General features: G+C 61.9%; 31 protein-coding genes. 24 read left to right on the forward strand and 7 right to left on the reverse strand.

What is annotated here, in order from left to right; all coding sequences use genetic code 11:
* From ASD01_RS14160 to visR, 9 genes are all read left to right on the forward strand, one after another.
* Entirely contained in the window at positions 1 to 471 is a 471-nt protein-coding gene (locus tag ASD01_RS14160) for a chemotaxis protein CheW (RefSeq protein WP_034796948.1), read from the forward strand.
* Positions 468 to 1,376 (forward strand): protein-glutamate O-methyltransferase, encoded by a 909-nt coding sequence (locus ASD01_RS14165; protein WP_034796945.1) that lies wholly within the window; start codon positions 468 to 470, stop codon positions 1,374 to 1,376. The genes ASD01_RS14160 and ASD01_RS14165 overlap by 4 nt, the downstream gene beginning before the upstream one ends.
* Positions 1,373 to 2,431, forward strand: coding sequence for a protein-glutamate methylesterase/protein-glutamine glutaminase (locus ASD01_RS14170; RefSeq protein WP_034796943.1), 1,059 nt, complete (start codon positions 1,373 to 1,375; stop codon positions 2,429 to 2,431). The genes ASD01_RS14165 and ASD01_RS14170 overlap by 4 nt, the downstream gene beginning before the upstream one ends.
* Complete coding sequence (locus ASD01_RS14175; RefSeq protein ID WP_025425902.1) at positions 2,431 to 2,820, forward strand: response regulator; 390 nt, start codon at positions 2,431 to 2,433, stop codon at positions 2,818 to 2,820. Before ASD01_RS14170 ends, ASD01_RS14175 begins: the two co-directional genes overlap by 1 nt.
* Complete coding sequence (gene cheD / locus ASD01_RS14180) at positions 2,817 to 3,371, forward strand: chemoreceptor glutamine deamidase CheD (protein WP_034796938.1); 555 nt, start codon at positions 2,817 to 2,819, stop codon at positions 3,369 to 3,371. The genes ASD01_RS14175 and cheD overlap by 4 nt, the downstream gene beginning before the upstream one ends.
* Positions 3,372 to 3,444: 73 nt before the next feature.
* Positions 3,445 to 3,837 (forward strand): chemotaxis protein CheT, encoded by a 393-nt coding sequence (cheT, locus tag ASD01_RS14185; RefSeq protein ID WP_034796935.1) that lies wholly within the window; start codon positions 3,445 to 3,447, stop codon positions 3,835 to 3,837.
* Positions 3,838 to 4,196: 359 nt separating this feature from the next.
* Positions 4,197 to 5,873 (forward strand): flagellar basal-body MS-ring/collar protein FliF, encoded by a 1,677-nt coding sequence (fliF, locus tag ASD01_RS14190; RefSeq protein WP_034796933.1) that lies wholly within the window; start codon positions 4,197 to 4,199, stop codon positions 5,871 to 5,873.
* An 842-nt stretch (positions 5,874 to 6,715) separates the two neighbouring features.
* Positions 6,716 to 7,456 (forward strand): transcriptional regulator VisN, encoded by a 741-nt coding sequence (gene visN / locus ASD01_RS14195; protein WP_034796931.1) that lies wholly within the window; start codon positions 6,716 to 6,718, stop codon positions 7,454 to 7,456.
* 12 nt (positions 7,457 to 7,468) lie between these two features.
* Positions 7,469 to 8,215, forward strand: a complete 747-nt coding sequence (gene visR / locus ASD01_RS14200; RefSeq protein WP_051659365.1) for a transcriptional regulator VisR — start codon at positions 7,469 to 7,471, stop codon at positions 8,213 to 8,215.
* Between the two features lie 106 nt (positions 8,216 to 8,321).
* Here visR and ASD01_RS14205 read toward each other — a convergent pair whose 3' ends face one another.
* The 6 genes from ASD01_RS14205 to motA form a co-directional block, all read right to left on the reverse strand.
* Positions 8,322 to 8,762: a hypothetical protein gene (locus ASD01_RS14205; protein ID WP_034796929.1), complete on the reverse strand. Its 441-nt coding sequence runs from the start codon at positions 8,760 to 8,762 to the stop codon at positions 8,322 to 8,324.
* A 5-nt stretch (positions 8,763 to 8,767) separates the two neighbouring features.
* Positions 8,768 to 9,844, reverse strand: coding sequence for a flagellar biosynthesis protein FlhB (gene flhB, locus ASD01_RS14210; RefSeq protein ID WP_034796927.1), 1,077 nt, complete (start codon positions 9,842 to 9,844; stop codon positions 8,768 to 8,770).
* Between the two features lie 198 nt (positions 9,845 to 10,042).
* Positions 10,043 to 11,074 (reverse strand): flagellar motor switch protein FliG, encoded by a 1,032-nt coding sequence (gene fliG / locus ASD01_RS14215; protein WP_034796925.1) that lies wholly within the window; start codon positions 11,072 to 11,074, stop codon positions 10,043 to 10,045.
* Between the two features lie 29 nt (positions 11,075 to 11,103).
* Positions 11,104 to 11,712: a flagellar motor switch protein FliN gene (fliN, locus tag ASD01_RS14220; RefSeq protein ID WP_034796923.1), complete on the reverse strand. Its 609-nt coding sequence runs from the start codon at positions 11,710 to 11,712 to the stop codon at positions 11,104 to 11,106.
* A gap of 60 nt (positions 11,713 to 11,772) precedes the next feature.
* Positions 11,773 to 12,708: a FliM/FliN family flagellar motor switch protein gene (locus tag ASD01_RS14225; RefSeq protein WP_034797578.1), complete on the reverse strand. Its 936-nt coding sequence runs from the start codon at positions 12,706 to 12,708 to the stop codon at positions 11,773 to 11,775.
* A gap of 4 nt (positions 12,709 to 12,712) precedes the next feature.
* Positions 12,713 to 13,591 carry a flagellar motor stator protein MotA gene (gene motA / locus ASD01_RS14230; protein ID WP_034796921.1) on the reverse strand — a complete coding sequence of 293 codons (879 nt, stop codon included), beginning with the start codon at positions 13,589 to 13,591 and terminating at the stop codon, positions 12,713 to 12,715.
* A gap of 182 nt (positions 13,592 to 13,773) precedes the next feature.
* Between motA and ASD01_RS14235 the strand changes: the two genes are divergently transcribed.
* From ASD01_RS14235 to fliP, 14 genes are all read left to right on the forward strand, one after another.
* A complete protein-coding gene (locus ASD01_RS14235) occupies positions 13,774 to 14,553 on the forward strand; it encodes a DUF1217 domain-containing protein (protein ID WP_034796919.1) in 780 nt (259 codons plus the stop codon).
* 2 nt (positions 14,554 to 14,555) lie between these two features.
* A complete protein-coding gene (gene flgF, locus ASD01_RS14240) occupies positions 14,556 to 15,281 on the forward strand; it encodes a flagellar basal-body rod protein FlgF (RefSeq protein ID WP_034796916.1) in 726 nt (241 codons plus the stop codon).
* An 18-nt stretch (positions 15,282 to 15,299) separates the two neighbouring features.
* On the forward strand, positions 15,300 to 16,691 hold the full coding sequence (gene fliI / locus ASD01_RS14245; RefSeq protein ID WP_034797576.1) for a flagellar protein export ATPase FliI: 1,392 nt from the start codon (positions 15,300 to 15,302) through the stop codon (positions 16,689 to 16,691).
* Entirely contained in the window at positions 16,691 to 17,245 is a 555-nt protein-coding gene (locus tag ASD01_RS14250; protein WP_034796913.1) for a hypothetical protein, read from the forward strand. Before fliI ends, ASD01_RS14250 begins: the two co-directional genes overlap by 1 nt.
* A gap of 179 nt (positions 17,246 to 17,424) precedes the next feature.
* Entirely contained in the window at positions 17,425 to 17,805 is a 381-nt protein-coding gene (gene flgB, locus ASD01_RS14255; RefSeq protein WP_034797574.1) for a flagellar basal body rod protein FlgB, read from the forward strand.
* A 5-nt stretch (positions 17,806 to 17,810) separates the two neighbouring features.
* Positions 17,811 to 18,230 carry a flagellar basal body rod protein FlgC gene (flgC, locus tag ASD01_RS14260; protein WP_034796910.1) on the forward strand — a complete coding sequence of 140 codons (420 nt, stop codon included), beginning with the start codon at positions 17,811 to 17,813 and terminating at the stop codon, positions 18,228 to 18,230.
* Positions 18,230 to 18,571: a flagellar hook-basal body complex protein FliE gene (locus tag ASD01_RS14265; RefSeq protein WP_034796908.1), complete on the forward strand. Its 342-nt coding sequence runs from the start codon at positions 18,230 to 18,232 to the stop codon at positions 18,569 to 18,571. The genes flgC and ASD01_RS14265 overlap by 1 nt, the downstream gene beginning before the upstream one ends.
* 11 nt (positions 18,572 to 18,582) lie before the next feature.
* Positions 18,583 to 19,371: a flagellar basal-body rod protein FlgG gene (flgG, locus tag ASD01_RS14270; RefSeq protein WP_034796905.1), complete on the forward strand. Its 789-nt coding sequence runs from the start codon at positions 18,583 to 18,585 to the stop codon at positions 19,369 to 19,371.
* 17 nt (positions 19,372 to 19,388) lie between these two features.
* A complete protein-coding gene (flgA, locus tag ASD01_RS14275; protein WP_051659364.1) occupies positions 19,389 to 19,898 on the forward strand; it encodes a flagellar basal body P-ring formation chaperone FlgA in 510 nt (169 codons plus the stop codon).
* A complete protein-coding gene (locus tag ASD01_RS14280; protein ID WP_043613025.1) occupies positions 19,895 to 21,010 on the forward strand; it encodes a flagellar basal body P-ring protein FlgI in 1,116 nt (371 codons plus the stop codon). The genes flgA and ASD01_RS14280 overlap by 4 nt, the downstream gene beginning before the upstream one ends.
* A complete protein-coding gene (locus ASD01_RS14285) occupies positions 21,007 to 21,546 on the forward strand; it encodes a MotE family protein (protein ID WP_034796899.1) in 540 nt (179 codons plus the stop codon). Before ASD01_RS14280 ends, ASD01_RS14285 begins: the two co-directional genes overlap by 4 nt.
* The gene (flgH, locus tag ASD01_RS14290; RefSeq protein WP_034796898.1) at positions 21,543 to 22,256 is read left to right on the forward strand and encodes a flagellar basal body L-ring protein FlgH; all 714 of its coding nucleotides are present in this window, start codon (positions 21,543 to 21,545) and stop codon (positions 22,254 to 22,256) included. Before ASD01_RS14285 ends, flgH begins: the two co-directional genes overlap by 4 nt.
* Before the next feature lie 18 nt (positions 22,257 to 22,274).
* On the forward strand, positions 22,275 to 22,769 hold the full coding sequence (locus tag ASD01_RS14295) for a flagellar basal body-associated FliL family protein (RefSeq protein ID WP_034796896.1): 495 nt from the start codon (positions 22,275 to 22,277) through the stop codon (positions 22,767 to 22,769).
* An 8-nt stretch (positions 22,770 to 22,777) separates the two neighbouring features.
* The gene (gene fliP / locus ASD01_RS14300; protein ID WP_034796894.1) at positions 22,778 to 23,515 is read left to right on the forward strand and encodes a flagellar type III secretion system pore protein FliP; all 738 of its coding nucleotides are present in this window, start codon (positions 22,778 to 22,780) and stop codon (positions 23,513 to 23,515) included.
* 212 nt (positions 23,516 to 23,727) lie between these two features.
* On the opposite strand, the gene ASD01_RS14305 is transcribed toward fliP, so the two are convergent.
* Positions 23,728 to 25,641: an O-linked N-acetylglucosamine transferase, SPINDLY family protein gene (locus tag ASD01_RS14305; protein WP_034796892.1), complete on the reverse strand. Its 1,914-nt coding sequence runs from the start codon at positions 25,639 to 25,641 to the stop codon at positions 23,728 to 23,730.
* Positions 25,642 to 26,010: 369 nt separating this feature from the next.
* Here ASD01_RS14305 and ASD01_RS14310 point away from each other — a divergent pair.
* On the forward strand, positions 26,011 to 26,298 hold a 288-nt coding region (locus tag ASD01_RS14310; RefSeq protein WP_458574498.1), incomplete at its 3' end, for a flagellin N-terminal helical domain-containing protein.

A 26,298-nucleotide genomic window follows, 5' to 3' on the forward strand; every position in this document is an offset into this window, starting at 1 on the left:
ATGACCTATGCCGCAAAAAATCTGACCACGGACGGACGGGAGCTGATCGCTTTCCGCGTCGGTGATCAGGAATTCTGCGTAAACATCATGCAGGTGCGCGAGATCCGTGGCTGGACGCCTGCGACATCCATGCCGCATGCGCCATCCTATGTGCTCGGTGTCATCAACCTTCGCGGTGCGGTGCTGCCGATCGTCGATCTCTCGGCCCGGCTCGGCATGACTCCGGCCGACCCGACCGTGCGTCACGTCATCATCGTCGCGCAGGTCAAGAGCCAGGTCGTCGGCCTTCTGGTCGACGCCGTCTCCGACATCCTGACGATTACAGACGACAAGATCCAGCCGACGCCGGATGTCATCTCGTCGGAGTTCGAAAAGAGCTTCGCGCGCGGTGTGCTTGCGATCGAAGGCCGGATGATCTGTCTCATTGAACTCGAAGCGATCTTCCCGCAGGAAGAAAGGGAAGCCGCATGAGAAGTCAGCCCATCGCTGAACAGAAACTGTCGCCGGACGAGTGCCTGGCGAGCGGCGAGTATCCGTTGACCCGCCGCGATCTTACCGAGATCGCTGCGATGATCTATGCGGATGCCGGCATCTATCTCAACGAGACCAAGGCGTCGCTTGTTTATTCGCGGCTGTCGAAGCATATCCGCAATCTCGGGCTCAGGGGCTTCCGCGAATATTGCCAGCTGGTCGCTTCGCCCGCCGGTGCGGCCGCGCGGCGCGACATGCTTTCGCATCTGACCACCAACTTCACGCGGTTCTTCCGCGAGAACCATCACTTCGAGCACCTGAAGACCGACGTGCTGCCGGAGCTCATCGCGCGCGCTAAGGCCGGCGGCCGGGTGCGCATCTGGTCGGCCGCCTGCTCGGACGGCCAGGAGCCCTATTCGATTGCGCTGACGGTTCTGTCGCTGCTGCCGAATGCGGCCGACTACGACTTCCGGATCCTGGCAACCGACATCGACCCGAAGATCCTGGCGCTCGCCCGCGCCGGTGCCTACGACGCAACCGCGCTCGAAACCGTCAATCCGGCCATGCGCAAGCAATATTTCTCCGAGGTCAACAGCGGCGGCCGCTTCAAGTGGCAGGTCGACGATCGGGTCAAGCGGCTGATCACCTTCAACGAACTGAACCTGATGGCGCAATGGCCGTTCAAGGGGCCGTTCGACGTTATCTTCTGCCGCAACGTCGTCATCTATTTCGACGAGCCGACGCAGATGAAGATCTGGTCGCGCTTCGCCGGCATGCTGAACACCGACGGTCACCTTTATATCGGCCATTCCGAACGGGTGTCCGGTGACGCGAAGGCGCACTTCGACAACATCGGCATCACCACCTACCGCCACACCGGCAAATTTCATGGAGGACGGGCATGACCACTCCCGCTCGCGTTCTCGTCGTTGACGACTCCGCCACGATGCGTGGCCTGATTACAGCCGTGCTCAACGCGGATCCAGACGTGACCGTCGTCGGCCAGGCGGCCGACGCCATGGAAGCGCGCCAGGCGATCAAGCAACTCGATCCCGATGTCGTCACCCTCGACATCGAAATGCCGAACATGAACGGCCTAGAATTCCTCGACAAGATCATGCGGTTGCGGCCGATGCCGGTCATCATGGTCTCGACGCTTACCCACAAGGGCGCTGAAGCCACGATCGCAGCACTCGAGATCGGCGCCTTCGATTGTGTCGGCAAGCCGCATCCGGGCGATCCCCATCCCTTTGCCGGCCTCGTCGACAAGGTAAAGGCGGCCGCCCGCTCGCAGCGCAAGTTCATCATCACCGGCAATAAGGTCGCGGCGCCGGCTCCGGCCAATGCGAATACGGCGTCCGAGTACCGGGCCGGCCGCAAGATCATCGCCATCGGCGCCTCGACAGGCGGCGTTGAAGCCCTGATCACGGTGCTCCAGAAGTTCCCGGCCAATTGCCCGCCGACGGTCATCACGCAGCACATGCCGCACACCTTCACCAAGAGCTTCGCGGAGCGGCTGAACCGTCTCTGCGCGCCGGCGGTGCAGGAAGCGACGGACGGCGCGCGGCTCGAAATCGGCAAGGTCTACCTGGCGCCCGGTGGCGAGCGCCATCTGCAGGTCGCCAACCCGACGGCACCCTGCTGCCGCCTGGTGGACCGCGACCCGGTCAACGGGCATCGGCCTTCGGTCGACGTGCTGTTCGATTCGGTCGCCGAGCTTGCCGGACGCAATGCGATCGGTGTCATTCTGACCGGCATGGGGCGCGACGGCGCCTCCGGTCTCCTGAAAATGCGGCATGCCGGAGCAAAGACCTTCGGCCAGAACGAAAAGACATGTGTCGTCTACGGCATGCCGAGAGTCGCCTATGAATTGGGCGCCGTTGAAACCCAGCTCCCCCTCGGATCCATCGGGGAGGAGGTCCTGAAAGCAGCGGCGCTCCGCAAGGAAGGAAGCGAATAATGTCCATCGCCGAAAAAATCAAAGTTCTGATCGTCGACGATCAGGTGACGAGCCGCCTGCTCCTGGGTGACGCCCTGCAGCAGCTCGGCTTCAAGCAGATCACCGCCGCCGGTGACGGGGAGCAGGGCATGAAGATCATGGCTCAGAACCCGCACCACCTCGTGATCTCCGACTTCAACATGCCGAAGATGGACGGACTCGGCCTGCTGCAGGCGGTCCGCTCCAACCCGGCGACCAAGAAGGCGGCCTTCATCATCCTGACGGCCCAGGGCGACCGTGCCCTGGTTCAGAAGGCAGCGGCCCTCGGTGCCAACAACGTTCTGGCCAAGCCCTTCACCATCGAAAAGATGAAGGCTGCGATCGAAGCCGTATTCGGGGCGCTCAAATGAACATGGAAGCCGCCGGCAAGCGCGTGCATGTCATCCAGGGTGAGTACAAGGTCTTCAACGATCCGAACATCGTGCTGTCGACCATTCTCGGTTCCTGTGTGGCAGCCTGCATGCGCGATCCCGTGGCCGGCGTCGGCGGCATGAATCACTTCCTGCTGCCAGGTTCCGCGACGTCGCCCATGTCCGGCGGCGACGCGACCCGCTACGGGGTCCACCTCATGGAATTGCTCATCAACGGTCTCCTGAAACAGGGCGCCCGGCGAGATCGTCTCGAAGCCAAGATCTTCGGCGGCGCCAAGACCATCGCGCGGTTTTCCAATGTCGGCGAACAGAACGCCGCCTTCGCGCGCCAGTTCCTGCTCGACGAGGGCATCCGCATCGTCGGCGAGAGCACGGGCGGCGAGCACGGCCGCAAGCTCGAATACTGGCCGTCGTCTGGCCGCGCCCGGCAATACGCCCTGACCGGCGTCGAGACGCAGCGCACGGTGCAACTGGAGGAACGGCCGATCGTCGCGCCGAAGCCGGCCGAAAGCTCCATCGAATTCTTCTGATGCTGCGAGGCAGACGCCTCGCAGGCCTGAAATACGACTTCTACCGCAGCCCCGAGCCACGTGAGACATACACATGCAGACCGACTACCTGGGCCACATGCCGCACGTGGAAGAAGCGCTCCCCGAAGTGCTGATGCGCATCGTCACCGAATTGCATGACGTCGCCTATCTGATCGAGCGGATCGAGCCGCAACTGGCCGGTGACCACGGCGCCGATGCGCTTGCCAATCCCGACAAGATGATGGTGCTGCAGGGCATCGACCTTGCCGTGCAGAAGACCCGCGGGCTGGCCGAATTCATCGACACGATTACCGCATCGATCCCGGACGCCTGGATGGTCGACGTCACCACGGCCGTCAATCTGGTAAAGCTTGCCGATATGAAAAAGGCACTTGGCAACGGCATGTTGCGCCACGGCCACTCCCAACCGCTGACGAAGGCGGCCGGTGATTTCGAAGCCTTCTGACGCTCCCAGAGAGCGTCGCAGGACGCGGGTTCAAGAAACATCCATTTAAAATCAATGACTTGCTGCGCCGAATTCTGACGCGGCCGCGACTTTGTGCGCAGGTTTGGCTTCGTCCGACGGTCCGTTTCGCCCCAGTGGATAAGTTTTGCGGCGGCGCCTCCGCCGCTTCGGTCGGGCGCATCAAGCCAAGTTCGCGCAAGTTTCGTTTCCTACGGTCCGGATCGGGACTGGTGGATTCGCGCGCATTGGAAGTCGATACTCGGCATGTCGATACCCAGAAAACCCGAATGTTGGAACTGCGCAGGGCGCTCGGCCGATGATCGGCCCGTTGACCTTGCGATACTGGGTGCGGAAACAGAATGAGTCTGTTGGATCAACTCTCGACGTTCACGAAGAACCTGAGCAGTCTCGGGCAAGGCAAGCTGATCGCGTTGGCGGCGGCTGGCATTGTCGCGGTCGGCATGGTGCTCGGGGCCGGAATTTACGTCAACAGACCCTCGTTCGAGACGCTCTATGTCGGGCTCGAACGCAGCGATGTCACTCAGATCAGCATCGCGCTGGCCGAGGCCAACATCGACTTCAATGTCGGGGCTGACGGCGCCAGTCTGCAGGTTCCCGTTGGCATGACCAGCAAGGCGCGCCTGCTGCTCGCCGAGCGTGGCCTGCCGAGCAGCGCCAATGCCGGTTATGAACTCTTCGACAATGTCGGCTCGCTCGGCCTCACCTCCTTCATGCAGGAAGTGACCCGCGTGCGTGCCCTCGAAGGCGAAATCGGCCGCACCATCCAGCAGATTTCCGGTATCGCCGCCGCCCGCGTCCACATCGTGATGCCGGAGCGCGGCAGCTTCCGCAAGGCAGACCAGAACCCCACCGCCTCGGTCATGATTCGCGCCAGCGCCACGGTCGGCCGCAGCGCCGCCGCTTCGATCCGTCATCTCGTCGCCTCGTCCGTACCGGGGCTCGACGTCGATGACGTGACCGTGCTCGATTCGACCGGCCAGCTTCTCGCATCGGGCGACGATCCGGCCAACAGCGCCCTCAACCAGTCGCTCGGCGTCGTCCAGAACGTCCAGACCGAGCTTGAGAAGAAGATCGACAACGCGCTCGCTCCGTTCCTCGGCATGGACAACTTCCGTTCGAGCGTCACGGCACGTCTGAACACCGACACGCAGCAGATCCAGGAAACGGTGTTCGATCCGGAATCGCGGGTCGAACGCTCTACGCGCGTGACCAAGGAAGAGCAGAAGTCCAGCCAGCAGCAGCCGGACAATGCAGCGACGGTGCAGCAGAACATTCCTCAGGCCGCCCCGAAAGGCGGTGCCGGCCCGCAGTCGAGCGACCAGGCCGAGAAGAAGGAAGAGCAGACCAACTACGAGATCAACAGCAAGACGATCGCCACCGTCAAGAACAGCTATACGGTCGAGCGGCTCTCCGTTGCCGTCGTCGTCAACCGCGGCCGCCTGGCAGCGATGGTCGGCGAACCGGCCGATCAGGCCAAGATCGACGCCTATCTCGCTGACATGCAGAAGATCGTCGCTTCGGCTGCCGGACTCGATACCAACCGCGGCGACGTCGTGACCCTGACCGCCATGGACTTCGTCGAGACGCAGCTGCTCGACCAGGCGGTTGCCGGTCCGGGTGTGATGGAGACGCTCACTCGCAATCTCGGCGGCATCATCAACGCGCTGGCCTTCATCGTCGTCGCCTTCCTGGTGGTCTGGATGGGCATGCGACCGCTGGCACGCCAGCTCGGTCTCGGTGGCGGTGCCGGTCAGATCCAGGGCGAAGCAGCCGGCCTCGAACTGCCCGACTTCTCTCCGGCCAATGCCGGTGCCGGTGGCGCGCTCATGGACGGCTTCGGCTCGGACTTCGGCTTCGACAGCACCGACGACCTGCTCAGCATGGGCGACGACAGCGGCGGCTTCAACCGCCGCGTCAAGGAAGGGCCGGAGCGGCGCCTGGCCCGCATGGTCGAGATCAGCGAAGAGCGCGCGGCGAAGATCCTGCGCAAGTGGGCTCTCGACAAGGCGGCCTGACACTCAGAAAACAGCTTTGGAATTTCTTGCAAATCCCGCCCTCGTGGCGGGATTTTTCTTGTCCCCGCTGCCTGTGATCGCGCTCGCGATGGATTTCGATGTTCGGAGCAAATATTGCGGGAGTCCGGCCGCCGGTTTTCATCTGGCTTCAAAATTGCTTCAAGTTTCGAAGGGAGCTCGCGTGAGTCCCGGTGGAATCCCGGATGGTAATATTTTAACGATATCTTAATTTATAGATTCCGCGCGCCCGCATGACGTGCATTGTGCTGTGTCATCTACTATGACGGATTCGAGCAATACAGAGTTCAATCGAAATATATCTTTGTTATAGCCGAAATTAATTCTATGGCTTTCACAATTTATATATCGGTAAAATGAGCGTTGTCTGAAAATAGGCTGGTGCATTTGAGCAACAGCTATGTAAACAAAGTATAATATCGCGCCAGTTCGAAATTCTCTGTGCGCGAAGAACCGTCCTTTTTTGGGATGAAATTCCGCTATTTTCCACTTGCAACGCTGCATCGAATCCCGCCTGAGGCGCGGAAACCGCGGATTTTCAAGAGAAAAGCCTCGGTTTTTCAATGTGTTGCGATGCCGCGCCGGTTCCGGCGGTGGCGCAGGGGCGTTGGCAGGGGTGACTGATCGCGAATCGCGACATGCCAGCGGCACGAAGTAAATAGCCAGAAGAGGGCGATGTTTTTTTTCTCGCGTCGATGTACATTTTTAGCAGTTGATTCGTGTCCTGATCTGCGACTGGTGGTGATATTCGGCTTCGGCCGGCTGTTGGCGGCGGCAGCGCAAATGCAGTTCCGGGATGTGGATCCGGCACAGGGGCTGAACTCATGGACATTTCGCAAGCAGACATTGCTGTCTGGCCTTTGCCGACGGCACCGACACGCGCACGCGGCGGCGGGTTTTCGCGCGAGCAGCTTTTGCGACGACTGGGCGAAGTCGCCGGGCGCGGTGCTCTCGGAAGCGGCCTTTCGGCGCTGACGGAATATGTCGGCGCAAGCCATTATCTGTTGGCGCGCTATGATCTGTCACAGGACAGCGGTCTCGACCATGTGGTCTGCTCGGACTGGCCTTTCGACGTCGTCCGGCGGCTTTCCGGCGTGATCACCGCGCTTCATGCCAAGACCACCGAACTGGAAAAGTGCCTCGCGGTGTTGCAGCCGTGTTTTCATGCGCTGCCAGACAATACCGAGCTTCCGCGCGGCATCAGCCGCGAATATTGCGCGATCACCTTCAATGTCGGGCGCCTGCGTTTCTCCCTGATGCTTCTGGTCCCGGAAGACGTGATCCTGTCGCAGGAGAGCCTGCGTGACGTGACGTTGCTGGCGGGCTATCTGGCAAGCTTCACCACGCGCGCCGAAGTCCGCCATGACCGCGATTTCGAGCTTACGGAGCGCGAACTCGAGTGCCTGTTCTGGATTGCCGAAGGCAAGACGAGCGAAGAGATCGCGGTGATCCTCGGCATTTCGCGCAACACCATCAACAACTACATCACCAGCGTCATGCGCAAGACTGCGACCAGGACGCGGTCGGAAGCGATTGCCTACGCGGTGCGCAACAATCTTGTGTAAGGGACGGGCGCGATGACGCATTTTCTTGGCGGCGGGCGGATCGAGGACGAGCAGAAGCTCGCGAGGAACGGCAACCGCGCCGCGCGAGCGGCCACCTTGGTCACGCGCCTGCAAGCCATGCAGCGTCAGATCAACGCCAAGCACTTTGCAGTCCTGCGGCTCAACGGCAAGGGAACCGGCTGCGCCCGAAAGCTCACCTGTGTCCTCGACAACTGGGGCGTTGCTGCCGAAGCGAACGCCCATGATCTCGTCAATGCCTATGGCGAAGAACTCGTCGCTCATCTCGACCAGTCGCTGCTGCCGGTCCTTTGGGACGGCGCCGGCGAGCACCAGGCGGCAGAGCTTTCCGAGCTGGCGCCTTTCGCGCATCGCCTGAAGGGCCGCAAGCTTCCCTATTCCGGCATCGCCTTTCCCGTCAGGCTCGGCGCCCAGGGCAACGGCTATGTCGTCTTCGCAGGCAGCTATGTGGACGCCTCCACCGAGCAGGTGGTCGATCTGCACGGCCGCAGCTGCATGATCATGACCGATCTGCTGGCGGCCGACGAGAAGCGTGTCGCACCGGCGGAAACCTTGAGCGACCGCGAGATCGCCTGCCTGCAGATGGCGGGCGACGGTCACATCAGCGAAGAGATCGCCGAGCGCATGGGACTTTCGGTCCACACGGTCAACGCCTATCTGGGCGCGGCGACGACGAAGCTCGATTCGGTCAACCGCATCCAGGCGATCGCCAAGGCAATCCGCCTCGGCTACATCAGCTGAATCTGAACTAGACGGGTCGCTCCGGCCTTTTGAGCAGCGGCGCCGACGGAATTTAACCTGCCAGCGTCAATCGCACGTCCGCACGAGACCCGTCGGAGCGGTGCTTTCAGCTCGCCAGCGGCAACTCATAGGACTTGATGAATTTCGCCTCTGCCAGGCTCCGAGCCAGGAAGGCCGTGTTCTCGTGCGGGTCGGACGAGGGGTTCTGGAAATTGATGTGGCTGATCTCGATCCCGGCCGTCTCGTTGCCGAGCGACAGGCGGACATAGATGGTCACGCCGCGGGGTTTCAGTTCGAGGTCGAGCACGATTTCCGGCTCGCTGTCCCAATCCAGATTGTAGTTGCCGCCGAGGCCGAAATTGACCGTGCCGGGCAGAAAATAGAGCTCCGCTGCCGATTCGACGAGGTCAGCGAGGCTGGCATAGGACTCGAACCGCAATAGCGCGATGAAATCGGCGGCGTCGATGAGACGCAGTTCGGTCGCCACGGGGCGAATTGCTTCAGCTACGATCTGTTCCCGCTTCTCGGAGAATTCGCACTTTTTCATCGGAGTTATGTCATCCGTTTTGGTTGCGACGCATGCACCCGGTGAATGAGTTCGGCAACAGCCTTGTAAAACACCGGTGGAATCACACTATCGACCGAGACTTGTGCAAACATGGAGCGTGCAAGCGGCGGATCTTCGAAGACCGGAACACCGTTTTTCTCCGCAATCTCACGGATTTTGAGGGCAACCAGGTCCTGGCCCATTGCTACGACCACGGGGGCGTCGCTCTCCTCGCGGACATAACGCAAGGCGACGGCATAGTGGGTCGGGTTGGCGATGACGAGCGTGGCGCGCGGCACAGACGAGATCATGCGCTTGCGCGCCCGGTCGCGTTGCATCGAGCGCAGGCGCGATTTGACGATCGGGTCGCCCTGCGCCTGTTTCATTTCCTCCTTCACTTCCTGCTTGGTCATCATCAGTTCGGTGTACCAATGGTGCCGCGACCAGAAGAGGTCGGCGATCGCCAGCACAGCGGTCGACAGCAGAATGACGATCATTATCTCGTTGAGGTCGCTCGCCATCGTCGAGAACATCGTGACCGGATCAGAAAACATCAGGTCGAGCGTGGCGAAATAGTCGTTCCAGAGCACCAGAACGACGACGACTGACACGATGATGATCTTGAACAGCGACTTGCCGAATTCGACCAGGCCCTGGATGCCGAAGATCCGCTTGAGCCCGGCCATCGGCGAAACCCGATTGAGCTTTGGCTGGATGCGGTCGAGAACCGGCACGGGCAGGTTCTGGAAGATGGAGGCGCCGACGCCGAAGACGATGAGCAGGACGAAAGCCGGGACAACCAGGGCTGTCGATTTCCAGATAAGATGGGTGATCAGTGCCACGACGTCGGTGGCGTTTTCCAGCCGCCAGGCCTCCGGTTGCTCGAAGATATCCTTGAGCGCTTCGGTGAGGGTGGCGACGCCGTCGGTCAGGAAGAAGACGAAGAAAATGTAGATCGCGAGCGTCGATGCGAACATCGTGGCTTCACGAGAAAAGGGCACGTTACCCTTTTCGGCGGCGTCGGAGATCTTCTTCTCTGACGGGGCTTCTGTTTTGCTGTCTTTATCCTGATCGTCCGACATGAGACAGGACGGCTCCCGGTTCCTCTACAGCGACGCGCGTCCGGCGGACATACGCCCTGCATTGCGCCTCCTGTAGTGGACCGAGCGCGGGAACCAGGCAAGAGTTGAGCCCCGGCATTCGCCGGGGCTCAACAGAAATTACCCTTTGGGGAGCGGTAGCCCGGCCGCTTTGTGCGGCTCGTCAGACGGAGGCAGGCCTCAGGCCGCCTGCACGTCCTTTTCCTTGAGCTCGAGCTGTCCGTTCGCAGCCAACCTGATGGCTTCCTGCGTGATCGAGCGGCGTGCGATGGCGATATCGCGCGGATTGATGCCGGCATCGCCCATGGCGAGATCGGACTCGATCATGCGGCGCTGGCGCGCGCCGATCGAGGCGAGTACCGATTCGCGCAGTTCCGACGTCGAGCCGCGCAGCGCCATCGTGATGATGTCGGTCGACACGTCGTTGAAGAGCTGAACGCGGCTGCGCTGTGGCATGTAGAGCACGTCGTCGAAGAGGAAGATCTTCGGGCGTACCTTGTTGGCGGAGGCGGTGCTGAGCGATTCGAGCGAGGCGAGCAGCGTATCGACCTGCGGCTTGTCGAGTTCGTTCATCACCTCGGCGATCTTGGCCGGGCCCGCCGAATTGCGTTCCGCTTCCATCTCGCCGATCATTTCCATGACGCGGTTTTCGATGATCGCAGCGGCCTTCGGGTTGACGTCCTTCATGTTGACGGCGCGCTTCAGGATGTCCGGGCGCTGTTCTTCCGACAGCTGCAGCAGCACCTTGGCGCCGAAGCTGGAAGGCATCATCGACAGCACGTAAGCGATTGTCTGCGCATGTTCCTTGGCAAGCTGGACGGAAACGGCAACCGGGTCGCACTCCTGGAGGCGATCCCAGATGTTGGCTTCGTAGGACTGGAAGGTGGCGCGTCGGCCGAGCAGGCCATCGACTTCGTCCGGCGTCAGGCCTTCTTCGAGAATGCTCTCGATCGCCTTGGCGTTGTCCATGAGGCCGGCACCCTCGGTGAAGAGGTCTTCGAACTCGTTGACGAGCGCTTCGAGCTCATGCGGCGGAATGGCGCGCAGCGACTGCGCCGAGGCGATGATCGACTGCAGCTCGCTCTGGGTGAAGAACTTCAACAGCTTGCTGGCGACGCCCTTGCCCATGGCAAGCAGAACGGCCGCCGCCTTGTCCGTCTGGCTGAGCGGCCTTGATAGCGCCTGAGCCTCGAAACTTTCGAAATCCATCATGGATTCATCCTTCGCCCAATCATTGGGCCCTACGACTTCTTATTGCCCTTGATCTCGATGAGTTTGACGCCGAAGCGGGTATCGTCGCCTTCGAGAACGGTAATTTCGCCACGGCCGATCACGCGACCGTTGACCATGATCTCCACCGGCTCGCCGATGCGGCGATCCAGCGCGATCGTTGCGCCTTCGCTGAGGTTCATGAGGCCCGAAACCTGCATCCGGCTCGAGCCGAGCACGATCTGGACGTCGATCGGAATGTCCATGATCAGGTCGAGATTGGCGTTCATGCCGCTGCCGGGCGGTGTATCGACGGCCACATCAGCGCTGTCGAAGGACGTCGCGGCAAAATCCGTGCCGCCGAAGTCGCTCGTCGCGGCCGCGCCGCCGAGGTCGGCGCCGAAGTCGCTGGAGCCGAAATCGCCGCCGAATGCGTCGAGGCCGCCAGCGGCCGGTGCGCCAAAATCACTGCCGAAATCGGTCGTGCCAAGCGTTTCGGCGCCGAATTCGGAGCCGAAAGCATCAGGCGTGTCGGAATCCTGCTTCAGGACACCGCGCAGGTCATTGATCGCCTGGTCGAGTTCCATGTCTCCGACAGCGACTTCGGCCTGTTCGTTGATGGGTGCTTTTTTGGGTGCCATGTGAGAACTATTCCAGTTGAAGCTTGCCTCAGGCATGCTGCGAGCGCGCGGCAGGCCGATTTAACTCATGATGTGGCGAAGGATGTCCTGTTCGGATCCGTGCGTATCCTTGACCCGAACCGTGTATTTCGATCCGGCGCGCCCGAATTCGCAGACATAGAGGTCGCGGCCATTGGCGTTGACGTCGACGCGAACGTCCTGGGCGTCGAGGAAGGGAATGACGTCGCCCGGTTGCAGGCGGCTGATCGTGTCGAGCGTCAGGCTTTCGAGCCGGATGCGCGCCTCGATCGTCACCGCCGAACGGCGAACCTGTTCTTCCAGCTGCTCCGTCCACTCGGCCTTCGCCTTGCGCTGCTGTCCGCTTCCCTTGGGGAAGACGATCGTTGTCTTCAGAAGCACGCTTTGCGGAACGATGATCGAGAAGGTGGAAAGCACGGGGCCGAAGCCGATCGTCATGTCGATGGCGCCGGCGTGAACGTCCTCGATCATCGGATCGGGCTTGGCGCGCGCCACGCTGTTGAGCGGGCGTTCGACGATCGGCTCGAAACCGCCGGGGGCATTGACGGCGGTCCTGAGCACGTCGGCGATCTTCTCGAACAGCGGCACGGCCACGTCGATCTCGATCTGGGAGAGCGCGCGCGGCTGCGGCTCTTCGATGCCGGCGGGCTCGGCGCCGAGCAGCGCCTCCACCAGAGCGATGATGATCGGGCTGTCGCAGCCGATCTGAAAGTCCGTGCACCAGTTACGCAGCGAAACCTCGCTGATGAGCACGCCGGTGCCCATCGACGCGATCAATTCGCGGCGCATGCCGGTCCGATGGCCGGCATAGCCGATGGTGATGTCGAGACCCGTCTCCGCTCGGCAGATATCCGGCAGGAATTCGCCGAAGACCTGGCCGAGTTCGAGGGCCAGTCGGCCGATCACCCGGTCGTCGCCGAGCGCGCCGGTCATGCGCGCCAGAAGTTTACGGTCGAATGCGTGAACGTTGGAGGTCATCAGATCAAGCCGCCTTGCTTTCGCCGCCGCCACCGGGGTTCATCATTTCCTGCTCGACTGCGTCGATCGACGGACGCTCGTAGGCCGAGATGGTCTTGCGGCCATATTCGAGAGCAACCTGCGGAACCGAACCGTTCATGTAGGCAAGCAGCGTCTGCTTGACGATGATGTAGAGGCGGTTCTGCTTTTCACGCACCGATTTGACGTTGGCGACCAGCGGCGCGACGATCGAATAGGAGAGAAACACGCCGAGCAGGGTGCCGACGAGGGCGGCCGCGATCTTGGCGCCCAGAACTTCCGGCGCCTCGCTGATAGCACCCATCGCCTTGATGACGCCGAGAACGGCTGCGACGATACCGATCGCCGGGAAGGCGTCGCCCATCGTGTTCAGCGCGTGATAGCACTTCATCTTGTCGTGGGTGATGGTCTGGATTTCCTCGTCCATCAGCGCTTCGATCTCGTGCGAACGGGCGTTGCCGATGATGATCAGGCGCACGTAATCGCAGATGAAAGCGGTCAGTTCCTTGTTCTTCAGAACCGTCGGGGCCGACTGGAAGATCGAAGATTCCTCGGGGTTGTCGATGTGGCTTTCGATCTCGTTGCGCGACTTGGTGCGCAGGTCGCGCATCAGCGAATAGAGAACGCCGAGTGTGTCGAGATATTCGCGCTCTTTCGGCACCTTGTGGCGAAAGGCTTCGCCGAGCGCCTTGCCGGTATCCTTCACCACCTTCATGGAGTTGGCCATGATGAAACCGCCGACGCCGGCGCCACCGATGATCAACAGTTCGAAGGGCTGGTTGAGGACTTCCATGTGGCCGCCCATCGCCAGATAGCCGCCGAGGATACAGCCGAACGTCACAAGAAGCCCGATGATGATATTCATTTTCGATACCTGCCGCGATCTTATTTTCCGCTAACGGGATACGGTTTCATCCTTGCGTGAGGCTGGCCGGTCCTGGCGACAAGGCCACCTGGCGGAACAGGTTCGCGCAAGGCTGTCCGGTCAGGATTTGTCAGGGCAGGCTCAGGGGCTGCCTGTCTCATTCCGGCAGGGGCGGAGCGATCGTGACCACGACCTATACGAGCTACAAGCTGATTACGGCCGACTTGACGAAGTCGCTGGCCCGCGTTGCCGAGCAGCCGGATGTGGCGCGCGAGACCGCGTACTATCTGTCGAAGATCGGCGACGTCAAAACGATCGACGACTTCTTTGCCGATACCCGCCTCTACAATTACGCGATGAAGGCGCATGGCCTGGAAGACATGGCCTATGCCAAGGCCTTCATGCGCAAGGTGCTGACCGAAGGCGTCGACAACGAAGATGCCTTTGCCAACAAGCTGACCGACAACCGTTACAAGCAGCTCGTCGAATCGCTGAATTTTGCCGCCCACGGCGCGGCCGCCACATCCTTCGACCGTGCGCAGAAGGGCGTCGCAGAAAAATACACGCGCCAGACCTTGGAACAGGACGCAGGCGAAGAGAATGCCGGCGTCAGGCTTGCCCTTTATTTTTCGCGCATGGCGCCGACGATCAACAGCGGCTACGCCATCATCGCCGATGAGGCGATTGCCCAGGTGGTGCGCACGGCCCTGCAGCTGCCCGACGAATTCGCAGCGACCAATGTCGATCGCCAGGCCGAAACCTATGAACAGGCGCTCGATTTCAAGGACTTCCAGGACCCGACCAAGGTAGCCGAGTTTCTCGACCGGTTCACCGCGCTCTGGGAAACCAAAAATTCAACGGACGGTTATGATCCGCTCGCGGTCTTCGGCTCATCGAGCGGCTACGGCATTTCTTCCGATCTTCTCCTGTCCATCAACAGCCTGAAACTCGGGGGAAACTGAGCGTGCAAACCGGTCTTTACGTCGCGATTTCGTCGCAGATGGCGCTTGAAAAGCGCCTCAATACGCTTGCCGACAACATCGCGAACGCCAACACCGTCGGCTTCCGCGGCACCGAGGTGAAGTTCAACGAGATGCTCGGCGACACGAAGCCGACCAAGGTTGCCTACGTCAACAAGGGCGAGGAGTTCCTGAACACCAGCAACGGTTCGCTGACGCGCACCGGCTCGGCGCTCGACTTCGCCGTCAAGGGCGATGCCTGGTTCCAGATCGAGACGCCCGCCGGCCCGGCGCTGACGCGCGACGGGCGGTTCACGCTGACGGATACCGGCGAACTCGTCACCATTCGCGGCTATCCGGTTCTCGACGCCGGCGGCGCGCCGATCCAGCTCAACGGCAACGGCGGCGACATCACCGTCGGCGCCGATGGTGCGCTTCACCAGAACGGTGTCGCGGTCGCCTCGCTCGGCCTTTACGAGGCCGATTTCAGCAAGGGTTTCATCCGTCTCGACAACAGCGCCGTTCAGCCGGCGGCACAGGTCGAGCCGGTCGTCGACCGTTTCGATGTAGGCGTCATGCAGGGCTTCCTCGAGGAGTCCAACGTCAATGCCATTCAGGAAATGTCGCAGCTGATCATGGTCACCCGCGCCTTCGACAACATCACCGCCCTGCTGCGCGACAGCGAAGGATCGCTCGAAGAAGCGGTCAAGACGCTTGGCGGCAGCCGCTAATCTGTGACGGACATCGGCATGCAAAGCGAAGGCCAGAAAACGAGCACGGGATCGACATCTCTGGCGGCACTTGCCGGCCTGGTCGAACGCTATGCCAAACCCGAATTCTCGATCGCGCCCGGCGGTCACGTCCAGACGATCTCGCCTGGCCACTATACGGTGACTGGCCTGTCGCGGCATGTCCGGCTCGGCGATTTCGTCGCCCACAAGAGCGTCACCGGAACCCATCTCGGCGAGGTCGTTCGGGTCGAGCCGGAGCGGGTGGTCGTCTGCCCGATCGAGCCCGGCGATCCGATCGGCATCCACGACACGGTCATTCGCAAGGGCGCCTTCCGTGTCGCGCCGACCGACCAATGGTGCGGCCGCGCGATCAATGCGCTCGGCGAGCCGATCGATGGTCTCGGACCTCTCCAGCAGGGCGACGTGCGCCGCTCGATCACCAACACCGCGCCGCCGTCGATGACGCGCAAGCGAGTCGAGAAGGGCTTCCTGACCGGCGTGCGCGCGATCGACATTTTTTCGCCGCTCTGCCTTGGCCAGCGTCTCGGCATCTTTGCCGGTTCGGGCGTCGGTAAGTCGACGCTGCTCTCCATGCTGGCGCGCGCCGATGCCTTCGACAAGGTGGTGATCGCGCTGGTCGGCGAACGTGGCCGTGAAGTGCGCGAATTCATCGAGGATACGCTGGGCGATAATCTGGCGAAGTCCGTCGCGGTCGTCGCGACCAGCGACGAAAGCCCGATGCTGCGCAAGATGGCGCCGCTGACCGCCGTCACCATCGCCGAGCATTATCGTGACAACGGCGACAATGTTCTTCTGATCGTCGACAGCGTCACCCGCTTCGCCCACGCGATCCGCGAGGTCGCAACCGCGTCCGGCGAGCCGCCGATCGCGCGCGGCTATCCGGCCTCGGTCTTCACCGAACTGCCGCGCCTTCTGGAGCGCGCCGGCCCCGGCACCGAAGGCGCCGGCACGATCACGGCGATCATCTCCATCCTCGTCGACGGCGACAACCACAACGATCCCGTCGCCGACTCGACGCGCGGTATCCTCGATGGGCACATCGTGCTCGAGCGCAGTCTTGCGGAGGAGGGGCGGTATCCGCCGATCAATCCGCTCGCCTCTATCTCGCGCCTGGCGCGCAAGGCCTGGACCCCCGACCAGGAGAAGCTGGTCTCGCGCCTGAAGGCGCTGATCCACCGCTTCGAAGAGACCCGCGACCTTCGCCTGATCGGCGGCTATCGCCCGGGTGGCGATCCGGATCTCGACATGGCGATCAAGCAGGTGCCGGTCATCTACGAGGTACTGACGCAGACCGCCGGTGAGCGCCCGGCACAGGATGCCTTTTCCGATCTCGCCAACGCGCTGAAGGCGGCGGCGATGGGCAATCAGCCGGGTGCGAGAGCGAGGTGATGACCATGACCGATTATGATGCGGACGAGATGGTACATCAGCGCAAGCGCAGCCGCATGCCGATGACCGACAAGTTCCTGGCCGCGACCGGCGTGGCGCTTGCCGCTTTCGCGACCTTCTTTCCCTGGTATGCCTTCTTCCACCAGGACAAGTTCACCATGCCGCCTTTGTGGCAGGGCTCTACCCGTGATCTGCCGGAACGCACCGCGCGCAACGTCGTCTCGGTTTCTCCGCTCGCCATGCCCGACGCGGACGGCGACACCGTGGCCGCCATCGACCAGTTGACGACGGCGACCGTGCCGGGCATCGGCGCTGGTCCGGGACCGGAAGGTACGGCTGCCGAAGAGGGACTGTCGCAGCCCTTTCCCGGCAAGTCCGGCTTCAAGCTGATGCATGTCGCCAACGGCCGGGCGCTGATCGAGGATGCCAGCGGCATGTATATCGTGCGCATCGGCTCGGTTCTGCCCGACAACACGCGTCTTGCCACGCTCGAGCAGCGGGATGGCCACTGGGTCATGATCACCTCGTCCGGCGAAATGTACCAGGCCAACTGACGTAGACCCGCATTCCTTGCCCGTGACCGCCGCGCCATCTCTGACGGATGACGCGGCTTTCCGTCTTTTGCAGGCGATCTCCGACAGCAGAGGCCCCGATCCCTTGGGCATCGCTTTCCGACGAAAGTCCCACGCAAGATTACCGGCCTAGGTTCGCATCACCAAGCATGGAGCTTTTGATGCAACCGATTCAGCTTTTCGAACTCGCGTCCCGGCAGGCCCAGTGGCTGACCGTTCGCCAGAACGTGGTGGCCGGCAACATCGCCAATGCGAACACGCCGCACTACAAGGCCAAGGACGTCAAGCCGTTCGAAAGCGTGCTGCAGGACGCCGGCATCCAGATGGCGGCGACCAACAAGATGCACTTCACGGACGGCCTCGCAGCCTCTCAGGTGGCTGAAGTCGGCATGGTCGACGGTGTGCAGATCCAGCAATCCGGCAACAGCGTCGCGATCGAGCAGGAAATGATGAAGACCGGCGAAATCAAGCGCGACTACGAGCTCTCCGCCGGCCTTGTGAAGGCCTTTCACCGAATGATGCTAATGGCGGTACGGAAGTAAGAACCATGGATCCATTGACCTCGGCCCTCAAGGTATCGGCCTCCGGCCTGCAGGCGGAATCGACTCGCCTGCGCATCGTCTCCGAAAACATCGCCAACGCCCGCTCCACCGGCGATACGCCGGGCGCGGATCCCTATCGCCGCAAGACCATCAGCTTTGCAGCCGAAGTGGACCGCGCAAGCGGCGCCTCGCTGGTCGAGATTGAGCGGCAGGGCACGGACGATTCGGATTTCAACATCGAGTTCGATCCGGGCAATCCGGCCGCCAACGAAAAGGGCATGGTCAAGCTGCCGAACGTCAACATCCTGGTGGAGATGGCCGATATGCGCGAAGCCAACCGCGCCTATGAGGCGAACCTCCAGACCATCAAGCAGTCCCGCGACCTGATTTCCCAGACAATCGACCTGTTGAGAGCCTCGCAATAATGATCGATGCAGTTAAATCCCTCGGCGCCTTCTCGGTCACCAAAGAGACCGACGGCACCCACTCCACGTCATCCTCGTCGTCGATCTTCGGCATGCCGGCCGCCACCCAGGGCGTGCCGCAGGGGCAGAGCTTCGCTTCGGTTCTCGGCGACATGGCAAGCGACGCCATCGGCGCCATGAAGAAGGCCGAAGGCATGTCACTCGACGGCATTCGCGGCCAGGCAAACACCCGTGAGGTCGTCGATGCGGTGATGAGCGCCGAACAGTCGCTGCAGACCGCGATCGCGATCCGCGACAAGGTGGTCACCGCCTACCTCGAAATCGCGCGCATGCAGATCTGAAGGAACGAGACATGAAGGCCCTTTCCATTGCCGCCACCGGCATGAACGCCCAGCAGCTGAACCTCGAAGTCATCGCGAACAACATCGCGAACATCAACACGACGGGTTACAAGCGCGCGCGCGCCGAGTTCTCCGATCTGCTTTATCAAACCGAACGCGCCCAGGGCGTGCCGAACCGCTCCAACCAGGCGATCGTTCCGGAAGGCGCGATCATCGGTCTCGGCGTGCAGACGGCGGCCGTACGTAACCTTCACATCCAGGGCAGCATGGTTTCGACCGGCAACGAGTACGACCTGGCGCTGATCGGTCGTGGCTGGTTCCAGGTCGAGACGCCCGATGGCGAGACAGTCTATACCCGTGCCGGCGCCTTCAACAAGAATGCGCAAGGCCAGCTCGTGACGATCGACGGCTACACCGTTGTTCCGGGCATCACCGTTCCGCAGGACGCGACCGACATCGTCTTCACGAGCTCCGGCCAGGTGATGGTGCGCATCGGCAACGACCCCGCCATGCAGGAAATCGGCCAGCTGACGATCGCCAACTTCGTCAACGAGGCGGGCCTCGAGCCGCAGGGCGAAAACCTCTTCAAGCAGACGCCGGCCTCCGGCGACGCGATCGTCGGCACGCCTGCCGATCCGGGCTTCGCGCAGATCAAGCAGAAGTATCTCGAAGCGTCCAACGTCGATCCGGTCAAGGAAATCACCGACCTGATCTCGGCGCAGCGCGCCTACGAGATGAACTCCAAGATCATTCAGGCCGCCGATGAAATGGCGGCCACGGTGAGCAAGAACCTCAGGTAACGAAAGAGGGGGCAAACATGACGTTTCGCCGATCCGCAGACATCAAGGCTTCGAAGGCCGGCCGCGCCAGCGCGCGGCGGCTGGTGGCTGGCGCGCTCTTCGCCGCCGCTTTCCTGTTGCCTTCGGCAGGTTATGCGGAACGGTTGACGGCGGTGATCCCCACGCAGACCATCTATCCGGGCGAAACCGTCGATGCGAGCCGCGTCGAAGTCGTCGACGTCACCAACCCTGATCTCGCCGACGGCTACATCAGAACCCTGGGCGAGATCGACGGCAAGGTCACCAAGCGCACGCTTCTTCCCGGCCGGGTGATCTTGGCGAGCGCGCTTCGCGAGCAATATGCCGTCGAGCGCGGTTCGACCGTGCGCCTCGTCTTTAGCAATGGCGGCCTGACCATCAGCGCTGCCGGATCGCCGCTCCAGGACGCCGCCGTCGGCGAACTGATCCGGGCGCGCAACATCGATACCGGCGTCATCGTTTCCGGAACGGTGATGGCCGACGGCACTGTCCATGTGGTGGCGAAATGAAAATGCTTGCATGCAAATGGTTCCTGTCGCTGGCTGTCGCGTTCTCCATGGCGCTGACGCCCGCCTTCGGCGCATCCAGGATCAAGGACGTCGCCTCGCTTCAGGCGGGCCGTGACAACCAGCTTATCGGATACGGCCTCGTCGTCGGCCTGCAGGGCACGGGCGACAGCCTGCGCTCGTCGCCGTTCACCGACCAGTCGATCCGCGCGATGCTGCAAAATCTCGGCATCTCCACCCAGGGCGGCGAGTCCCGGACGCGCAACGTCGCGGCCGTACTGGTGACGGCGAACCTGCCGCCTTTCGCCAGCCCCGGCAGCCGCGTCGACGTGACCGTCGGCTCGCTCGGCGACAGCACGTCGCTGCGCGGCGGCACGCTGGTCATGACCTCGCTTTCGGGTGCAGACGGCCAGATCTATGCGGTCGCGCAAGGCTCCGTCGTCGTCACCGGCTTCAACGCGCAGGGCGACGCCGCAACCCTCAACCAGGGTGTCACGACGTCCGGTCGCGTGCCGAACGGCGCCATCATCGAGCGTGAGCTGCCGTCGAAGTTCAAGGACGGCTTCAACCTCGTGCTGCAGCTGCGCAATCCTGATTTCTCGACCGCCGTCGGCATGGCCGCAGCGATCAACAAATACGCGGCCCAGCAATATGGCGGCCGCATTGCGGAAGCGCGCGACAGCCAGGCCGTTCTCGTCGAAAAGCCGAAGATGGCGGACCTCGCGCGGCTGATGGCCGACATCGAAAACATCGTCATCGAGACCGACGTGCCTGCGCGCGTCGTCATCAACGAACGCACCGGCACGATCGTCATCGGCCAGGATGTCCGGGTCAACGAGGTGGCGGTCAGCTACGGAACATTGACCGTGGAAGTCAGCGAGACGCCGACAGTGGTGCAGCCGCTGCCCTTCTCGCGCGGGCAGACGGCGATGGAACCGAACACGACGATCAACGCGCAGTCCGACGGCGGCACGGTGGCGATCCTCAACGGTTCGAGCCTTCGCTCGCTCGTCGCCGGACTCAACAACATCGGCGTCAAGCCGGACGGCATCATCGCCATCCTGCAGAGCATCAAGACGGCCGGTGCCCTCCAGGCGGAGCTCGTGCTGCAATGATCGCAAACGACAATCATTCTCTCGGCCGGACCCGCAGGCTGCTGCTCGCCGCGGCGGCTGTCGCGTCCATGCTTTCGATGCCGGGCGCCTTTGCCCAGGACGTCACGGCGCCGCCCGCAAGCGACGCGACCCAGAACGAGATCCAGCAGTTCTGCACCAACATCGCCGACGCCGCGCGCGACCAGCGTTATGTGCTGCAGCGCAAGGATCTCGAAACGCTGCAGGCAAGCATCGACGAGCGCATCGCCACGCTCGAAAAGCGCCGCGAGGAATACGAAGACTGGCTGAACCGCCGCAACGATTTCCTGAAACAGGCGGAACTCAACCTCGTCGGCATCTACAAGACGATGAAGCCGGACGCAGCCGCCGGCAAGCTTGAGATGGTGAGGCCCGAGATTGCCGCCGCCATCGTCATGCAGCTGCCACCGCGCCAGTCATCGCTGATCCTGAGCGAAATGAGCGATGAGAAGGCGGCGATCCTTACCAACATCATCTCGAGCGCCAGCGACCCGAACACCTCGAAGGAACCATCATGAAAACGCGTCTAACGGCTATACTGACCGGGGCCGCCCTCCTTGCGGGATGTCAGAACCAAGCGCTCAACGAAATCGGCCGCGCGCCGTCGATGAGCCCGATCGGCAGCGGTCTGCAATATTCGCAGACGCCGCAGCTCGCCATGTATCCGAAGCAGCCGCGCCAGATGGTGAATGGCTATTCGTTGTGGAACGACCAGCAGGCAGCGCTCTTCAAGGACGCGCGCGCGATCAATGTCGGCGATATCCTGACGGTCGACATCAAGATCAACGAAGGCGCAACCTTCGACAACAAGACGGACCGTAGCCGCAAGAACTCGAGTGGCTTCAACGTCGGCGCCAGCGGCAAGTCTCAGACGAGCGATTTCGGCTGGTCCGGCGACCTGAAATACGGCTCGAATACCAAGACCGAAGGTGACGGCACGACGGAGCGTTCGGAAAAGCTGCGGGTGCTCGTTGCCGCCGTTGTCACCGGCGTTCTCGAAAACGGCAACCTGTTGATCAGCGGTTCGCAAGAAGTGCGGGTCAACCACGAGCTGCGCATCCTGAACGTCGCCGGTATCGTCCGGCCGCGGGACGTCGATGCCGACAACGTCATCTCCTACGACCGCATCGCCGAGGCGCGCATCTCCTATGGCGGCCGTGGTCGCCTGACCGAAGTGCAGCAGCCGCCCTACGGCCAGCAGTTCATGGATCTATTTTCGCCGATCTGATCGGCAGGGAACGGCAAGATGGAAGAACTCGATTCCAACGCTCCGAAGCCGCCGTCGAAGGTGCTGACCATCGCGGCCATCGCCGTGCTGACGCTGCTTGCCGGCGGCGGCGGCTGGCTGGTGGGCGGCCTGCTCGCACCACCGCCTCCGAAGGAGCAGGTGGAAGCGACCAAGGAGCCGGCCGCCAATGCGACCGGCGAAGAAGGCCTGCCGAAGGTAGCGACCGAAGCGAACGGCGTCGTCCAGCTCGACCCGATCACCACCAACCTTGCCTATCCCTCTGAAAACTGGATCCGCCTGGAAGTGGCGCTGCAGTTCGACGGCCTGCCTGACCCCAAACTCGCCGAGCAGATCCACCAGGATATCGCCGCCTACCTGAAAACCGTTTCCCTGCAACAAATCCAGGGACCACGCGGCTTTCAATATCTCCGGGATGACATCCAGGAGCGGGTTGACCTGCGCTCCGATGGGCGCGTAACCAATGTGATGTTCAGAACCTTCGTCATCCAATGATTCGATAAATGGTCCGGCTAGTCGCCTTTATAGTTGCCATGATGGCGATGTCCGGTATTGCCGGCGCCCAGAGCTTCCCCTCTGATATCCTGAATACGCCTATCGACGGCTCTGCCGCCTCGTGGATCATCCGCACCTTCGGTCTTCTGACCGTGCTGTCGGTGGCCCCCGGCATCCTGATCATGGTCACCAGCTTTCCGCGCTTCGTGATTGCCTTTGCGATCCTGCGCACCGGCATGGGCCTGGCGACCACGCCATCCAACATGATCATGGTTTCGCTGGCGCTGTTCATGACCTTCTATGTCATGGGGCCGACCTTCGATCGCGCCTGGCGGGACGGCATCGACCCGCTGATGAAGAACCAGATCACAGAGGCGGAGGCGATCCCCCGGATCACCGAGCCTTTCCGCGACTTCATGCTCGCCAATACGCGCGACAAGGACCTGCAGCTCTTCATCGACATCGCCAAGGAAAAGGGCCAGACGGTCGTCGTCGACGACAAGGTCGATCTGCGCGCGGTCGTGCCGGCCTTCATGATCTCGGAAATTCGCCGCGGCTTCGAAATCGGCTTCCTGATCATGCTGCCGTTCCTGGTGATCGATCTGATCGTCGCTACCATCACCATGGCCATGGGTATGATGATGCTGCCGCCGACGGCGATCTCGTTGCCGTTCAAGATTCTCTTCTTCGTCTTGATTGACGGCTGGAACCTCCTCGTCGGCAGTCTGGTGCGCTCCTTCAGTTAGAGCTGTCGCACGGAGAGTGCGCGGCGCGCTAGCGACGGCGACAAATCAAAAGCTCAAAGAGAAGAGCCGCATCCCGAAAACCGCGATGCGCTTGCCTTCGGCGCATGGCGCTCCGGATCATCCGCGCCATCGGGCTTTGCGATCCTCGAAACGGGACAACAAAAAAGGCAGCGCCGCGGCGCTGCCTTTTGTCTTTCAGGGATGATCGCCGTTCAGCGTTCGAACGACCCGATGCGCGGCGGCAATGCCGGAACGTCGATGTGATCAGGTGCCAGTCCGCGCTTGGCGCGGTCGGCCATCATTTCGTAGCCCGTTTCCAGGTGCTGGCAGAAACGCTCCGCATCGAATAGCGGCATCCGGAACCGGTTCTCGTCCAGCCTCTTTCGATAGTCGGCGATCTTGTCACGGTTGTTGTAGAGCGCGACAGCTTCCTTGACGTAGTCCTCCGGCCCCGTGGCCACGAGTTCCGGCACGCCGATGGCGTTCAGCAGGCTCTCGCTCACGCGTGAAGCGAAGTTCGTGCCCTTGAAGGACAGCACCGGCAGGCCTGCCCAGAGCTGTTCGGATGTGGTCGTGTGGCCGTTATAGGGATAGGTGTCGAGGCCGAGATCGGCGAGCGGAACGCGGTCGACGTGGTTCTGGTAGGCGAACTTGCCGCAGATGACGATGCGCTTGGTATCGATGCCGGCGCTTTTGAACTTGGCCAGCAGATTTGTGCGTGCATCCGCCCTGTCGCACAGCACCCACAGCAGGCTTCCGGGCGTCTGGCGAAGGATGTCGATCCAGAGATTGACCGTCTGAAGCGAAATCTTGCGATTTGCGTTGAAGGAGGCAAATACGAATGCATCCTCGGGAAGGCCGACATCCTTGCGCGACATCGCCCGGGGCCGGGCGCGCTCGTAGGGATCGTTGGGCTGGTAGGTCTCCGGCAGGCGGCAGTATTTTTCATAATAATGCGCCTTGCTGCTGTCCGGAAGCACACAAGGGTCGCCGATGATGTAGTCGAGATCGACGTTGACGGTGGTCCCAGGGAAGCCCAGCCAGCCCACCTGCACGGGCGCTGCAGCCCGGTTGAAGATGGAGACTCGGCTTTCGAGCGTATGCCCCTTCAGGTCGACGAGAATGTCGATATTTTCCTGGCGAATGACATGCGCAGCCTCGTCGTCGGAGAGGTCGCCGATCTCGACGATCCTGCCCCATCTTGCGCGTATGTCCTGGTCGCGCGCCGCAAGCGCGCTCTTGGTATGGCAGAAGAGGGTGACGTCGAAGCGCGTCTTGTCGTGCGCCATCAACACCGCCTTCAGCAGCTTCATCGTCGCATGGTCGTCCCAGAAGTCGGCGGAAACATAACCGATGCGAATGCGCTCGCCCCAGCGGTGCGGCGCGGCGCGGCGTACTTCCGTCAGGCTGCTCGGGAACGGGTTGAGCTGTGCGCCGGCAACCCGGTTGAAGCTTTCGTCGCCACACCAGGTCGCATGATAGTAGGGCGCTTCAGCTGCAAGAATTTCGGTCTGCCCGGCTTTCAGTGCCCGTTGGATGTCGCGTTCGTGCTTCTCGACCTCGGCATAGTCGTTGGCCTCACGCGCATAGACGAGATGGGCCGACCGCAGCGTGGTGTTCTTCGGGTTGTTGCGGAAGAGATTGGCGAGCGCGTCACGATCTTGCAGATCGTTGATTTCGGCGGTCAACAGCTTGAAGGCAAGCGCATTGTGCAGACGGTTGGTGCTCAGGGTCAGCGGCGCCTTGAAAAGCCCCAGGATTTCCTTTTCGCCGCGCTTGAGGAAGATCGAGGCGATGATGAAGGCGATCTCGGCATCTGTCTTGGCCTTCTCCAGAAGCGGCAGTCCGATGCTCAGTGCCTCGTCCTCCTGCCCGTTCGCGAAGTAGAGTTTCATGGCGTCGGTGAGGTAATCTTCCGCCCGCGAGCCGCCGGCTTCACCGGCGAGCTGGTAGGCACGGGCCGCCTCAGCCTTGAAACCGAGTTTCACGAGGACCTTCGCCAGAAGCACATAGGTCTTGGTGTCGCGGTTGATCTCCATCAGCACATTCAGCTGGTTGAGCGCGTCCGTGTACTGCCCCTTCTGGTATTGCCGGGAGGCGGTCGAAAAGATGGCTTGGGCGTTCACTAAGAGCTCCGTCGAAGAGGCGCGGCGACCGGCGCCGGCTTGCTAGTCCTTGTTCGAAGCCGAGTTTACCCGGGGGAGCTTGCCTCAGGCAGGAGCGAACCACCGTCCGACACATCTTTGCTGGCGGCAGCGGGGCTGTGATCTCAGCATCCGTGGCAGCATTAAAGTCTTGTTAAGTATAAGTTATCTCGGCCCAAGCTGCCTTGGGCATTTAATCAATTCGCAAGCTTTGCACGCGATAGTCCCTTTCACATGACGGGTTTGGTTTCTTCCGAGATAGTTGGAACCGAGTGGCATGAAGCCGATCCGCCATCACCGGGAAGTCCGGTATGTCCCCTAAATCGTCTAAAGTAATCAAGGGACACTCTAATGACGAGCATCATCACCAATTCTTCCGCCATGGGCGCACTCGCCACCCTGCGTTCGATCAACTCCTCGATGGAAACCACCCAGGAGCGTATTTCGTCGGGTCTGCGCGTCGGCACCGCGGCTGACAACGCTGCTTACTGGTCGATCGCGACCACCATGCGTTCGGACAACAAGGCCCTCTCGGCTGTTCAGGACGCCCTCGGCCTCGGCGCTGCCAAGACCGACGTTGCTTCGTCGGCCATGGAAAACTCCAAGGACGTCGTCGACGAAATCAAGAAGAAGCTGGTA

It is taken from the genome of Ensifer sp. Root423, assembly GCF_001426275.1.
Classification (GTDB): Bacteria; Pseudomonadota; Alphaproteobacteria; order Rhizobiales; family Rhizobiaceae; genus Ensifer; species Ensifer adhaerens.

Bases quoted from the DNA above. Each gene is read 5' to 3' on its own strand.
- flgG (WP_034796905.1), top strand. From the start codon at position 18,583: ATGAAGGCCCTTTCCATTGCCGCCACCGGCATGAACGCCCAGCAGCTG.
- ASD01_RS14265 (WP_034796908.1), top strand. From the start codon at position 18,230: ATGATCGATGCAGTTAAATCCCTCGGCGCCTTCTCGGTCACCAAAGAG.
- ASD01_RS14225 (WP_034797578.1), bottom strand. From the start codon at position 12,708: ATGACCTCCAACGTTCACGCATTCGACCGTAAACTTCTGGCGCGCATG.
- fliN (WP_034796923.1), bottom strand. From the start codon at position 11,712: ATGGCACCCAAAAAAGCACCCATCAACGAACAGGCCGAAGTCGCTGTC.
- ASD01_RS14205 (WP_034796929.1), bottom strand. From the start codon at position 8,762: ATGAAAAAGTGCGAATTCTCCGAGAAGCGGGAACAGATCGTAGCTGAA.
- fliP (WP_034796894.1), top strand. From the start codon at position 22,778: ATGGTCCGGCTAGTCGCCTTTATAGTTGCCATGATGGCGATGTCCGGT.
- visR (WP_051659365.1), top strand. From the start codon at position 7,469: ATGACGCATTTTCTTGGCGGCGGGCGGATCGAGGACGAGCAGAAGCTC.
- ASD01_RS14285 (WP_034796899.1), top strand. From the start codon at position 21,007: ATGATCGCAAACGACAATCATTCTCTCGGCCGGACCCGCAGGCTGCTG.
- flhB (WP_034796927.1), bottom strand. From the start codon at position 9,844: ATGTCGGACGATCAGGATAAAGACAGCAAAACAGAAGCCCCGTCAGAG.
- flgA (WP_051659364.1), top strand. From the start codon at position 19,389: ATGACGTTTCGCCGATCCGCAGACATCAAGGCTTCGAAGGCCGGCCGC.
- ASD01_RS14250 (WP_034796913.1), top strand. From the start codon at position 16,691: ATGACCATGACCGATTATGATGCGGACGAGATGGTACATCAGCGCAAG.
- motA (WP_034796921.1), bottom strand. From the start codon at position 13,591: ATGAATATCATCATCGGGCTTCTTGTGACGTTCGGCTGTATCCTCGGC.
- flgC (WP_034796910.1), top strand. From the start codon at position 17,811: ATGGATCCATTGACCTCGGCCCTCAAGGTATCGGCCTCCGGCCTGCAG.
- ASD01_RS14170 (WP_034796943.1), top strand. From the start codon at position 1,373: ATGACCACTCCCGCTCGCGTTCTCGTCGTTGACGACTCCGCCACGATG.
- ASD01_RS14295 (WP_034796896.1), top strand. From the start codon at position 22,275: ATGGAAGAACTCGATTCCAACGCTCCGAAGCCGCCGTCGAAGGTGCTG.
- fliF (WP_034796933.1), top strand. From the start codon at position 4,197: ATGAGTCTGTTGGATCAACTCTCGACGTTCACGAAGAACCTGAGCAGT.
- cheT (WP_034796935.1), top strand. From the start codon at position 3,445: ATGCAGACCGACTACCTGGGCCACATGCCGCACGTGGAAGAAGCGCTC.
- cheD (WP_034796938.1), top strand. From the start codon at position 2,817: ATGAACATGGAAGCCGCCGGCAAGCGCGTGCATGTCATCCAGGGTGAG.
- visN (WP_034796931.1), top strand. From the start codon at position 6,716: ATGGACATTTCGCAAGCAGACATTGCTGTCTGGCCTTTGCCGACGGCA.
- ASD01_RS14160 (WP_034796948.1), top strand. From the start codon at position 1: ATGACCTATGCCGCAAAAAATCTGACCACGGACGGACGGGAGCTGATC.
- flgH (WP_034796898.1), top strand. From the start codon at position 21,543: ATGAAAACGCGTCTAACGGCTATACTGACCGGGGCCGCCCTCCTTGCG.
- ASD01_RS14175 (WP_025425902.1), top strand. From the start codon at position 2,431: ATGTCCATCGCCGAAAAAATCAAAGTTCTGATCGTCGACGATCAGGTG.
- fliG (WP_034796925.1), bottom strand. From the start codon at position 11,074: ATGATGGATTTCGAAAGTTTCGAGGCTCAGGCGCTATCAAGGCCGCTC.
- fliI (WP_034797576.1), top strand. From the start codon at position 15,300: ATGCAAAGCGAAGGCCAGAAAACGAGCACGGGATCGACATCTCTGGCG.
- ASD01_RS14165 (WP_034796945.1), top strand. From the start codon at position 468: ATGAGAAGTCAGCCCATCGCTGAACAGAAACTGTCGCCGGACGAGTGC.
- ASD01_RS14280 (WP_043613025.1), top strand. From the start codon at position 19,895: ATGAAAATGCTTGCATGCAAATGGTTCCTGTCGCTGGCTGTCGCGTTC.
- flgB (WP_034797574.1), top strand. From the start codon at position 17,425: ATGCAACCGATTCAGCTTTTCGAACTCGCGTCCCGGCAGGCCCAGTGG.